The 12615-nt window shown below is 75.1% G+C and carries 9 protein-coding genes; all 9 read left to right on the top strand.

Features of this window, described 5'->3' with window-relative positions; all coding sequences use genetic code 11:
* The first annotated feature begins 208 nt into the window (after positions 1-208).
* Positions 209-1426: an isochorismate synthase DhbC gene (gene dhbC, locus ACIGZJ_RS05765; protein WP_396456100.1), complete on the top strand. Its 1218-nt coding sequence runs from the start codon at positions 209-211 to the stop codon at positions 1424-1426.
* A 192-nt stretch (positions 1427-1618) separates the two neighbouring features.
* Positions 1619-1978, top strand: coding sequence for a chaplin family protein (locus ACIGZJ_RS05760; RefSeq protein WP_396456099.1), 360 nt, complete (start codon positions 1619-1621; stop codon positions 1976-1978).
* 189 nt (positions 1979-2167) lie between these two features.
* Positions 2168-2932: an alpha/beta fold hydrolase gene (locus ACIGZJ_RS05755; RefSeq protein WP_396456098.1), complete on the top strand. Its 765-nt coding sequence runs from the start codon at positions 2168-2170 to the stop codon at positions 2930-2932.
* A gap of 140 nt (positions 2933-3072) precedes the next feature.
* Entirely contained in the window at positions 3073-4203 is a 1131-nt protein-coding gene (locus tag ACIGZJ_RS05750; RefSeq protein ID WP_396456097.1) for a PQQ-dependent sugar dehydrogenase, read from the top strand.
* 184 nt (positions 4204-4387) lie between these two features.
* Complete coding sequence (locus ACIGZJ_RS05745; protein ID WP_396456096.1) at positions 4388-4750, top strand: DUF1304 domain-containing protein; 363 nt, start codon at positions 4388-4390, stop codon at positions 4748-4750.
* Entirely contained in the window at positions 4747-5316 is a 570-nt protein-coding gene (locus ACIGZJ_RS05740; protein ID WP_396456095.1) for a TetR/AcrR family transcriptional regulator, read from the top strand. Before ACIGZJ_RS05745 ends, ACIGZJ_RS05740 begins: the two co-directional genes overlap by 4 nt.
* Positions 5317-5513: 197 nt before the next feature.
* Positions 5514-6374, top strand: coding sequence for a DUF4132 domain-containing protein (locus tag ACIGZJ_RS05735; RefSeq protein ID WP_396456094.1), 861 nt, complete (start codon positions 5514-5516; stop codon positions 6372-6374).
* Complete coding sequence (locus tag ACIGZJ_RS05730) at positions 6371-11434, top strand: hypothetical protein (RefSeq protein ID WP_396456093.1); 5064 nt, start codon at positions 6371-6373, stop codon at positions 11432-11434. The genes ACIGZJ_RS05735 and ACIGZJ_RS05730 overlap by 4 nt, the downstream gene beginning before the upstream one ends.
* Positions 11431-12612, top strand: coding sequence for an AAA family ATPase (locus ACIGZJ_RS05725; protein ID WP_396456092.1), 1182 nt, complete (start codon positions 11431-11433; stop codon positions 12610-12612). Before ACIGZJ_RS05730 ends, ACIGZJ_RS05725 begins: the two co-directional genes overlap by 4 nt.
* Positions 12613-12615: the final 3 nt, after the last annotated feature.

The raw sequence follows: 12615 nt of genomic DNA, 5'->3' as shown, positions 1-12615 counted from the left end.
CGGGCTCGGAGTGGCGCCCCGGATCGATGAGTTGACGGCCGCCCAGACCCTCGGCTGAACCGAACAATTGTGTTAGGTTAGGCTTGCCTAATACTTCTGCGCGACCGGGCCGTCCGCCGTCCGGCACCCGCCGCTCCACCCGCAACGCCCCGCACCCCGCCCGGTCCCACCACGGCCCGGCGGCCACTCGCAGACTGGGAGAATCCAGGTGACCACGGCGCACCACGCCCCCGCCACGGCGTACCACGCCCCGGCCGGGACGGACCACACCGTCATCGGCGCGGCCAGCGGGCTGCTGGGCCAGTACCGGGCCGGGTCCGACGAGGCGTTCTTCGCCTCCCCGAGCCGCACGCTGCTCGCCGAGGGCGTGCGCGCCAGGGTCCCGCAGGACGCCCGCCCGCTGCCGGTCCGGGTCGCCGAGACGCTCGCCCGGGCCCGCCGCGACGGGGTCGAACACCCGCTGGTGATCGGCGCGGTGGCGTTCGACCACGACAGTCGCGCCGAACTGGCCGTGCCCGCACAGGTCCGCCGGTGCGGCGCGCTGCGCGACGACCCGTTGATCGCGCTGCCCGCCCCGGCCGCCGAGCGGGTGGACTGGCAGGTCCGCCCGATACCCGAGCCGGCCGAGTACGGCGCCGGTGTCGCCGAGGCCGTCCGGCGCCTGCAGGGCGGCGAGTTGAGCAAGGTGGTGCTGTCCCGGACGCTGGAGCTGTCCGCCGCCGGCCCGCTCGACCTGCCCGCGATCCTCCAGCGGCTGGCCCGCCGCGACCCCGGCGGCCACACCTTCGCGGTACCCGCCGGCGGCGGCCGGACGCTGATCGGCGCCAGCCCCGAACTGCTGCTCTCCCGCCACGGCACGGCCGTGCTGGCCAACCCGCTGGCCGGCTCGGTCCCGCGCAGCGCGGACCTCGGCGAGGACGTCCGCCGCGCCGCCGCCCTGCTGGAGTCGCCCAAGGACCTGAACGAGCACGCCTTCGTGGTGGACGCCATCCGCACGGCGCTGGCCCCGTACTGCCGGGACCTGGAGGTGCCCGAGCGGCCGACCCTGGTCCGCACCGCCGCGATGTGGCACCTGGCCACCACCATCACCGGTGTGCTGGTCGACCCGTCCGTGTCCGCGCTGGAGCTGGCCACCGCGATGCACCCGACGCCCGCCGTGTGCGGTGCGCCGACGCCGCTCGCCCGCACGGTGATCGGCGAGATCGAGCCCTTCGACCGCGGCCTGTACGCCGGCATGGTCGGCTGGGGCGACGCGGACGGCGACGGCGAGTGGGTGGTCACCATCCGCTGCGCCGAGGCCGACGAGCGCACCCTGCGGCTCTATGCGGGTGCGGGGGTGGTGGCCGAGTCCCGGCCGGAGTCCGAACTCGCCGAGACCAGCGCGAAGTTCCGCACCTTCCTGGACGCCGCCGGGGTGCCGCGCTGAGTTGGCGGCCGTGAACCGCCTGTGCGGGTAGGGCCGGCGGGCCGCCATGCCTCCGGGCGGTCCCGGTCGCGGATGCCCGCCGCCCGGATGGCCCAGGGGCATGCTGCGGTCGGGTTGGTTCCCGGCTGCGATCGGGTGACTTCTGGTGAGTCTTGAAGTCGGTTTATATGACAAATGGGAACCCGTGAGCCCATGACCAACACCAGAAAGTTCGTGGCAGCCGCAGGCCTCGGCGTCGTGCTGGCCCTCTCCTCCGCCGGCACCGCCCTGGCGGGCTGCGAGGGTCCCGACCACACGCCCGTCACCTCGGGGATGCCCAACGCCTTCAGCGGAGGCGGCGGCGGTACCACCTGTATCAACGAGGGCGGCGCCTACGCGAATGGCGTGGTCACCGGCTCGCCCGGTGTCCTGTCCGGCAACCAGATCCAGATCCCGATCAGCATCCCGATCAACATTTGCGGAAACAGCGTCAACCTCGTCGGAATCGGCAACGGCACCGGCGGTGGCGGCAACAACGGTGGCGGCAACAACGGCGGTGGAGGAAACAACTGATCCGTAGCCGCCTTCCCGAACCCTGACACCGGCTTCGACGGAAGGGCTGCAACCCGCCGGGTTGCAGCCCTTCCGCTCGTCCGGGAGCGGAGCGGGGGGTCCGTGGGTGGGGTGCCGTCCGGCGTGCTCCAGCACGCGGACCAGGGAAAATCGTGGTGCCTTGATCGTTTGCGGCCTAGGGTCTGCGGTATGACTCTCGCCTACGATGCGACCGGAGACGGTCCCGCGCTGGTACTCCTCCACTCCGGGGTGTGCGACCGAAGGATGTGGGATCCGCAGTGGTCGGCCCTGGCCGATGCCGGATACCGGGTGGTGCGCTGTGACTTCCGGGGCTTCGGTGAAACCCCCCTGCCGGACCGACGGCACAACGATGCCGAGGACGTCCTGGACCTGTTGGACGCGCTCGGCATCGACAGGGCGGCGCTGATCGGCTCCTCGTTCGGCGGGCGTGTCGCCCTGGAGATCGCCGCCCGCCATCCGGACCGGGTGTCCGCCATGGTCCTGTTGTGCGCCGGGCTTCCGGGGCACGAGCCCACCGATGTGCTGCGCGCGTTCGGCGACCGGGAGGACTCCTTGCTGGAGGCGGGCGATGTCGCCGGGGCCGTGGAGCTGAACGTGGACACCTGGCTGGGGCCGGACGCGCAGGAGGCGGTCCGCGACGAGCTGCGCGGGATGCAGCGGCACGCCTTCGACGTGCAACTGGCCGCTCCCGAGGGCGCCGGGCGGATCGCGGTGGAGACCGACCTGTCGGCGATCAAGGCGCCCTGTCTCGCCGTCTCGGGCGGTCACGACCTGGCGGACTTCCGGCAGATCGCGGCCCGACTGCCGGATCTCCTCGCCGACGCCCGGCACCTCGAACTGCCCTGGGCCGGCCATCTCCCCGGCCTGGAGCGGCCTGCGGCCGTGGCGGACCTGCTGACCGGCTTCCTGCGCGAGACGGTCCCCGTCGGCTGAGCGGTCCCTGACCGCGGCAGCTCCGGATCGCCGGTCGGCGCGGCGGGTTGCGGCCCGGCGGGTTGCAGCCCGGCCGACGGGCCGGTGTGGTCTGCTGGGGGCGCCGCGTCCGCGTCCGTCGCCCCTTGGAGGGTCCACCGGTGCTCCGCCGCTCCGCCGCCGTCGTACTCGCCCTGATCCTCGGACCGGCCGCCGCCGTGGGCTGCTCGTCCGCCGCGCCGTCAGTCGCCACCGGGACCGCTGCGACCGCGCCCTCGGCAGGCGCGTCGGCCGCCTCCGGGCCGGAGGTCGCCGTACGGGCGACCGTCACCGACGGGCTGGCCGCACCCTGGGGCCTGGCGGTGCTGCCCGACGGGGACCTGTTGGTCTCCGAGCGGGACAGCGCACAGATCGTCCGGGTCGCGGCGAAGGGCGGCGCCAAGACGGTGGCGGGCACCGTGCCGGGGGTGACCGCAGGTGACGAGGGCGGGCTGCTCGGGATCGCCCTGTCACCCGGGTTCGCCACCGACCACCTGGTGTACGCGTACCTCAGCACCGCCACCGACAACCGGATCGTCCGCCTCACCTACGACCCGGCGCAGCCTCCCGGCCGGCAACTCGGCACGCCCGAGGTACTGTTGACCGGAATTCCGCACGGCCCCCGGCACAACGGGGGCCGGATCGCCTTCGGTCCCGACGGCCTGCTCTACGCGGGCACGGGTGACAGCAGCAACGGCGCGCTCGCCCAGGACAAGGGCTCGCTCGGCGGCAAGATCCTGCGGCTGGCACCGGACGGCTCCCCCGCCCCCGGCAACCCGTTCCCCGACTCACCGGTCTACTCCTACGGTCACCGCAACGTCCAGGGGCTCGCCTGGGATCCTCAAGGTCGGCTCTGGGCCTCCGAGTTCGGCCAGGACAGCTGGGACGAGCTGAACCTGATCAAGCCCGGCGGCGACTACGGCTGGCCGGTGGTCGAAGGCATCGGCACCAACCCGGACTACATCAACCCGGTGGCGCAGTGGCGCACCGCCGACGCCTCCCCGAGCGGCATCGCCTACGCCGACGGCGCGATCTGGATGGCCGCCCTGCGCGGCACCAGGCTCTGGCGCATCCCCCTCGACGGCGACCATCTGGCCTCCGCACCACAGGAGTTCCTCGACGGTGCGTACGGCCGCCTGCGCGCCGTCGTCGCGGACCGGGACGGCACCCTGCTGCTGGTCACCAACAACACCGACGGCCGCGGCGACCCGCAGCCCGGCGACGACCGCATCCTGCGCCTCTCCCCGGTGTAGACCGTTCGTGCAGGCCGGACTGGTCGACAAGGGCCTGGTCTGCGGCGTGCACAACGCCGCCCGACTGTTCCCGCTGGCCGCGATGCGGCCCTCGCCCTCACCTGGACCGCGACCCGGGGTTTCCTGGACAGGTGTCCATGTATGCTGGACACCTGTCCAGGAAACTTGAGGGAAGTGGGTCACCGTGGAGACGACGGCGAATGTCCTGGTCGGCCTGGTGGCCGCCCTGCACGCGTACATCCTCGTGCTGGAGATGTTCCTCTGGGAGAAGCGGCCGGGCCGTGAACTCTCGGGCTTCGACGCGGAGATGGCCCGGGCCACCGCCCCGCTGGCCGCGAACCAGGGCCTCTACAACGGCTTCCTGTCCGCCGGGCTGGTCTGGGGCCTGATCGCCGCCGACCCGACCGGGTTCCGGGTCCAGGTGTTCTTCCTCGCCTGCGTGCTGGTCGCCGGCGTGTACGGCGGGATCACCGCCAACCGGCGCATCCTCCTTGCCCAGGCGCTGCCGGGGGCGCTGGCCCTGGCCGCCGTCCTGCTGGCCCGATGACGACCGGGCGGGACGGCGACCCCCGGGCGGCCCGGACCAGGGCCAGGCTGCGCGGGGCGCTGTTGGAGGAGTGCGCGCTGCGCCCGTTGGCGGAGGTCAGTGTCGCGGCGCTGGTACGCCGGGCCGAGGTGGGCCGTGCCACGTTCTACGTGCACTACGCCGATCTGGAGGCGCTGGCCGTCGACGCCTGCGCCGACGTGGTCCGGGAGGCGGTGGACGCGCTGCACGCCTGGCGCGGCACGCCCGATCCGGCCGTCCCGCCGCCGGCCCTGGTGGCCTTCTTCACCGACCTCGCCCCGCACGCCGGTCTCTACCGCGAGCTGCTGAGCCCGGGTGGCGGCGGCCCGCTCGGGCTCGTCCTGCACCGGGACCTGCGCGCCCGCAGCCGCGCCGAACGCGCCCTGGTCGGCGCACCGGAGCCCGATCTGGTCGCCTCGGCCGTGGCCGCGACCTTCGCCGGGGTGCTCGCGGACTGGCTGCACGGCCTCGTCGAGGCGACCGCACCCGAGCTGGCCCACCGGGTGTGGCGGCTGCTGATCGCCCTGCACCGGACCGCGCTGGACTGACCCCGCCCAACCGGGCGTGCGAACTGGGGTGTTGCGCTGCCGCCGCCGCACCGGAGGGGATCCACCCGGATGATCGTTCACTCGTTCGATGGGTTTGAGGGGCGGCCGAGCCGGGTGAGGCCCCCTGGCCACAGCGTTGTCAGTGTGTCCCGTTACGTTCCTCCCATCACTGACCAGCAGCTGGGAGGAGAGCGGCCGTGGCATGGGTGGAAGCGGGATCGGGCGGCTACCAAGTCGCACTCGACGCGGAGGGAAGGGTGGTCTGCCGCAACGCGGCCGGCCGCCAGTTGAAGTCCGTGCCGTCGAAGCTGGGAGACGACCCGGTGGTCACCGGGCTCAAGCAGCTCACCGAGTGGCTCGCCGCGCACGAGCGCGGCTGTCTGGAGGACGTCGAGCGGTGGATGGTCCGCTCGCTGCCCGTCCCCGCCGCCGTGATCACCGCCGTCTGGGCGGACGAGGCCTGGCAGCAGGTCCTGCGGGACCTCGTGGTGACCGGTCAGGACGGCGCCGTCGCCGGGTTCCTGCGCGGCGCCGACGGCGGGCGCGGCCTCGGCCTGGTCGACCTGGACGGCGACACCGTCCGGCTCACCGACGGCGAGATCCGGATACCCCACCCCGTCCTCCTGGAGGACCTGGACGACCTGCGCGAGTTCGCCGTCGAACTCGGCGTCTCCCAGCGGGTCCAGCAGCTCTACCGGGAGGTCTGGCACAGGCCGGCCGACACCGACGGGCAGGCCGCCCAGGTCACCGCCTACGCCGGCGGCCGCTACAAGGAGCTGCGCGAACTGCTCGGCCGCTGCACCCGGCTCGGCTACCGCGTGCGCGGCGGCCACGCCGTGCTGCCCGTCGTCGAGGGCGGGGTCGCCCTGGAGGCCCGGGTCTGGGTCGGCGACTACTACGAGTACGACGAGTGCGAGACGGGCGCGCTCAGCTGGACGGGCCCGGACGGCACGGTGCTGCGGCTCGCCGAGGTCGGGCCGGTCGCCTGGTCCGAGGGGATGCGCATGGCCGCGGCGCTGCACGCCGGCCGCACGATCGAAGGGGAGGAAGCCGCATGAGCACCACCGACCGTACGAGCACCGCCGCAGCGCACGAGAGGCTGCTGGACGCCGGCGCGGTGCTGCCCACCGGCACCCTGCCCGGCGCCGGGCGGCCCGACAGCGCGGCGGACGTGCTCACCGCGCGCGGCTACACCCACCCGGCGCTCGACGGGCGCCGCATCGTCCGACTGGTCCCCGGTGCGCTCGGCCCCGCCGAGGACCTCGCGGTCGACTTCCTCGGACTGGTACCCGCGGGCGAGCCCGCCGAGGTCGGCCAGGTCCGCCAGGAGGCGCTCGGCTTCCCCGCCTGGGCGCTCGTCAACGACCCGGCCAACGGGCACCACGCCCTCGCCCTGGTCAAGGAGATGGAGCGGCTCGCCCGGCAGGCCAAGTCCAAGCCCGGCAACGCCAAGGACGGCTTCGAGGAGCTCGCCGTGCGCCTCGGGCGCGCCGTGCCGCACTTCCTGCCCACCTACTGCGAGCAGGTCGGCCGGATCTTCATCGAGCACGGCAACCAGACCTACGCCGGCACCTTCTTCGGCCGCGCCCGCGAGGCCGAGCGCACCTACAGCCTCGCGGTGGACGAGGAGCGGCTGCGCGCCGTCTTCCTGGAGTTCGCCCTGGCCGGCGCACTCACCGTCAAGGCGCTGCGCCAGTACGTCAAGGAGCTCAGCACCCGGCTCGACCCGCTCACCGCCTGGCAGCGCTTCCGCCAGCTGTGCACCGAGCGCTCCGCGGCCGGCATGGCCCCCTACGCCGGGGTCGCCGAGGACGCCCGCGCGCTGATCAGGGCCGCCGGGCTCGACCGCGCCGAACACGAGCAGTCCCTGCTCGCCGAACTGCTCGCCTCACCCGCCGTCGACCGGGCACCCGGCGCCTTCTGGAAGTCCTGGCACGGCGCCGTCATCGAGCTCGCCAAGCGCGACGAGGCCGTCCGCGCCCGCCTCCTGGAGATCTTCCCCAACCCCGCCGGCACCTCGGACGACGAGGCCCAGGACGCCGGCTGGCTCGCCGTCCTCGCCGAGAGCGGCGCCGAGCTGCTGCTCACCGGCCCCCGCCCCGAGGGCGCCGAGCCCGCCGCCACCTGGCTGCAGCGCTGGTGCGCCCACGTCGGCCGCGGCTGGCGCTCCCGCCCCGCCTGCGCCGCCACCTACGCCCTCGCCGGGCGGATGACCGAGCGGCTGCGGGCCGACGACGCCCCGGTCGACCTCTTCGCCGGCCGTCGGCGCGGCAAGACCCAGCTCGAGGTGCTCGACCTGCTGCTCGCCGAGGGCGTCCCGGTCGCCGACCCGGCCGACACCCACTCCTTCGACCTCACCGACTGGGTCAAGGAGGGCCGCCCCGACAGCCCCACACTGGCCGCCATCGCCGCCGACCCGCGCCTGCGGCCCAGCCTGCGCGCCGCCGTGCCGCCCGCCTGGAAGAGCGCCGCCGCCGCCAAGACCCTGCCCGCCCTCCCGGTGCTGCGCGAGCTCTTCGTCGAATGGGCCGACCAGCGTACCGACGAACTCCTCGCCGCCCGCGGCCTGTCCGGCGCCGCCGACCTGCTGCAGGAGCTGCGCTCCCACCGCAGTGCCATCGGCGCCGAGAACCCGGCCGCCGCCGAGCGGATCGCCGGCCTCGACGTCGCCGCCCTGCTCGCCCGCGCCCTGCGCACCGGCATCCTCGACGAACTCGGCTGGCCCGCCCTGGAGGAGGCGCTCGGCCGACTCGGCGCCACGACGGACCGGACGCCCGGCAACCCGCCCGCCCAGAACCTCCCCGAGGGCCTGCTGATCGAGGACGCCTGGCCCCACCTCATCCTGGCCCGCCAGGGCGAGGTCCTGGTGGTGGGCCCGGAGGGGATCCTGCTGGAGCACACCCTGCGCCACCCCAGGCTGGAGGAGTGGCAGCGCCCCCGACTGCGCTACACCGACGGTGAACTCCTGGTCGTCTGGTACCAGGACGGCAAGCAGCACGCCTACTGGTCCAGCCGGCCCGCCGAGACCTTCGAACTCGGCGGCGAGTCCGTCGCCCACTACTACGGCGGCCGCGACGAGCCCGACGACCCGTCCGTCCCGCTGCCCGGCGGCGGCCGCACCACCGGAGAGCGCCCGCTGCACGCCGGTGACACCCGGCTGCCCGGCGAACACCGGGTGCTCGGCGACGGCACCGGCTTCTGGGCGCTGCGCCACGACCGGGGCGGCGTCCTCGTCGAGCTCGACCCCGCCACCGGCGCCCTCGGCCGCGCGGCCGAGCCGCCCCGGATCGCCGCCACCGCCGGCGCCGGCCGGCTCGACCTCCACCGCACCCGGCTGCTGCCGCTCCAGCCCGGCCTGGAGGGCACCCCGCTCGGCACCGACGGCGCCGCGCTCGGCAGCTGGGTCCGCGTCGACGGAGCCCGCGTCACCACCGGCACCGCCGACGGCCACACCCTCACCCTGACCGGCACCGGCGAGCACGCCCGGCGCTACCCGGTCGGCCGGCTCGGCCTGCCCGGCGACGCCCACCCGACGGTCGCCGAGGAGCGCGGCAACGGCCTTTCCCTCGTCCTGCCCGAGGCCGGGGGCGACGGCGGCAGCGACCGCACCTGCCGGATCCGCTCCTGCCGCCCGGGCGGCCTACACGCCGCCGGCACCGCCCTCGTCCCCCCGCTGGACCAGTGGCACGCGCTGCGCCCGCGGGACGAGGAGGGCTCGCGGATCCTGCGCTCCGTCACCGACGAGCAGGCCGCCCGGCTCATCGACGCCGCCTGGCCGGTGGACACCGAACCGGTCCCCGCGGACGAGCAGCGCTGGCTCACCGTCCAGGGCGTCCGCCGCCCGATCCCGCAGACCAAGGAGGCCAAGTACGGGGTGCAGGTCCAGGCGGTCGGCGCCGCCCTCGACGGCCTCGGCCACCCGCTGCTGCTCGCCGGCGTCGCCGGGCTCGCCCGGGCCGCCGCCGACCTGCTCGACGACGCGGCCCGGTTCGTCCCCCAGCCCGAGGCCGAGGCCCGCCCCAAGGCCGGCGCCGCCCGGAAGGCCGCCCACCGGCCCGAGCACGGCCGCGACCACGAACTGCGCGCCGCCGTCGGCGTGCTGCTGCCCGACCTCGGCGGCTTCGGCCGCTCCTGGGAGCACGGCGACACCTGGCGGGTGGTCAACAACCTGCGCACCGTCACCGCCGTACTCGCCAGCCCGCCCGCCGCCGCCGAGGGCGCCGAGGGCTGGTCCACCCCGCTCACCCTCGACCTCCAGGGGGACGACGGCCACCACGGCTGGCTGCACCTGCTCGGCCGGCTCGGCACCCTCGCCTACGCCGCCACCGCCCCGCTCACCCGGCCCGAACAGCGGGCCTCGCTCGCCCTGCTGCTCACCGAACTGGCCCGCGCCCCGCTCGCCGACCCGTACGGCACCCTCCGCGAGCTCACCCTCACCGAGCCGCTCAACGCCGCCGGCCACGAGCACAAGCACCAGGAGCGCGACGGACAGGTCCTGCGGCTGGGCAACCGCACCGTGGTCATCCTCGGCTGCCGCCACCACCAGGACGACCGGGTGCACTGGCTCGCCGTCGACCACGACCCGAGCGGCGCCTTCGGCCCGGTCGCCCACTTCACCACCGCCGAGGAGCGGATCGCCGCCGAGCCCTTCACCGCCGAACGGGCCGCCCGGCTCGCCGAGGCCGTGCGCCTGCCCGGCGGCTTCGCCTGGGACGCCGCCCACGCCGCCGCCTTCGGCGAGCAGACCGGCATCGGCCGCACCCGCGCCACCCTGCTGCTCAGCCCCACCAACACCCTGTTCCAGTGGTACGGAGCCGTCCTGCCCGCCGAGGGGCTCAAGGAGTACGGCCTCAAGTCCACCGAGGCCAAGGTCGCCCGCGACTGGCTGCGCGAACGCAACCGGGCGGACCTCGCCGCCGTCTGGGCCGCCCTGGTGCCCGCCGACCCCGCGCAGATCCGGACGGAAGGCCCCGACCTCGCGGCCGGCGTCCAGGCCTGGACGGAGCGGTTCGGACAGTTCGTCACCCTGACCGCGGAGGATCAGGCCACCGTCAGCGGCGCAGACATCCGCCACATCGAGACGGTGCTCAACCCCGGCCGCACCGCCTGGCTCAGCCGCACCACCGGGTACCGGATGCGCACCGACGAGGACCGCGGCATCGAACGGCTGCTGCCCGACGACCCCGACGCCGTGCCCGCCAACGGCGTCCTGGGCGGCGTGGTCGACGCCCTGCGCTGGCTCGCCTACCACCTGCCGAACGAGAGCCCGCTGCGCCCGCTGCTGCCGCAGGCCGCCGCCTCGCTGCGCCGGCGCCTCGCCGACCCGGGCCTGCTGCTGGACTACGACCTCCACCACGACGTCAAGGGCCGACCGCTCGGCCCGGTGCTGCGCACCCGCTTCGGCCTGCCCGCCGAGGGCGGCGCCGACGCCGAGGGGCTGGTCCACTGCGGGGAGGCGCTGGTCCTCGTGCCCTGGCACGACGGCGTCGAGACGGCCTGGCTGCGGCCCGCCGGGCTCACCGGAGCCGACGACCCGCTGCTCGAACTGCTCGAAGGCCTCTCCGCCGGCTACTGGTTCGGCAGCCAGCGGCGCGGCATCGAGGCCATCCTCGGCGGCGACCTGGCCCGGCTGGTGGCCGCGCCCGAGCCCGGTACCGAGACCGGCTGGGCGCACAACCCGCAGCTCAGCGTGCCCGACCTGGTCGCCGAGGTGGCCAAGACGTACGGCCTCGGCGAGGACGCCGCCGCGCTCTACCTCCAGCTGCTCGCCCTGCCGGACCCGACCGACCGCAACACCGCCCGCTGGACGGGCTGGAAGCCCGCCCGTCTGAAGCGGGCCCGCGCCGAACTCGCCGCCACCGACCTGGTCCTGGAGGCCAAGCGGGCCCGGGCCGGCCGCAGCCTCTTCCTGCCCGGCGGCTGGCAGGAGGCCAAGGCCCCCGGCCTGCCCACCGAGACCTGGAAGGCCGGCCTGTACCAGCTGGCGACCCACCAGGCCGTGCTGCCGCACCTGCCCGTCCCGGAGCTGTTCGCCCGGGCCTGGCAGCGGATCGGCGAGGGTGACACCCCCGGCTACGAAGAGCTCCAGACCAGCAAGCGCAGGAAGGCCCGCCGATGAGCACCGCCGAGACCACCACCACCGGGGCCGCCACCGCCGGCACCGCCGCGACCGCGCCCGCCGCACGGCAGTCCGTCCTGCCGGAGGAGCGGTACGCCGCCGAACTGGAGTTCCTGGCCGCCCACGACTCCGGCCCGCGCCCGCCCGGCTGGCGGCTCACCCCGCGCGCCGTCGTCACCTTCGTGATGGGCAGCGACGGGGAGAAGCTCAAGGCCGGACGGAAGAGCCTGGCCATCGAGCAGAAGTTCGTCGGCGAGCGGGCGCTGGTCGAGCGCTGCGTCGTCACCCTCGCCGGGGAGCGCGGTCTGCTGCTGGTCGGCGAGCCCGGCACGGCCAAGTCGATGCTCTCCGAACTGCTCGCCGCCGCCGTCTGCGGCAGCAGCGCGCTCACCGTCCAGGGCACCGCGGGGACGACCGAGGACCAGCTCAAGTACGGCTGGAACTACGCCCTGCTGCTGGCCAAGGGCCCCAGCCGGGACGCCCTGGTGCCCTCGCCGGTGCTCACCGCGATGACCACCGGGGCCGTCGCCCGGGTCGAGGAGGTGACCCGCTGCCTGCCGGAGGTGCAGGACGCCCTCGTCTCGCTGCTCTCCGAGCGCCGCATCGCGGTACCCGAGCTGGCCGGCACCCCGGACGCCCAGCTGCACGCGGCGGCCGGGTTCACCCTGATCGCCACCGCCAACCTGCGGGACAAGGGCGTCAGCGAGATGTCCGCGGCCCTCAAGCGGCGGTTCAACTTCGAGACGGTCGGGCCGATCGGCAGCCTCGCGGCCGAGGTCGAGCTGGTCCGCCGGCAGTCCACCGCCGCCGTCGCCCGGGCCGGCGCCCCCTACGCCGTGGACGACGCGGTACTGGAGGCCCTGGTCACCGCCTTCCGGGACTTGCGCACCGGCCGCTCCACCGAGGGCTGGGACGTCGAGCGCCCGTCCACCGTGATGAGCACCGCCGAGGCCGTCTCGGTGGCCACCGCCCTCGGGGTCGGCGCCGCCTACCTGTCCGACGGCGGCGACCTCCTCGGGCGGCTGCCCGGCCAGCTGATCGGCGTCGTCCGCAAGGACGACCCGGCCGACGCCGCCCGCCTGCTCGGCTACTGGGACGGCCCGGTGCGCCGTCGCGCCGAGCAGGGCGCCGCCACCTGGCGCACCCTGTGGGACCAGCGCTCGGCTCTGGAGGCGTGAGGC

Source organism: Kitasatospora sp. NPDC052868, from assembly GCF_044547105.1.
GTDB lineage: Bacteria > Actinomycetota > Actinomycetes > Streptomycetales > Streptomycetaceae > Kitasatospora.
Note: the sequence above shows the minus strand (reverse complement) of the source record. Positions and strands in the feature narration are given on the sequence as shown.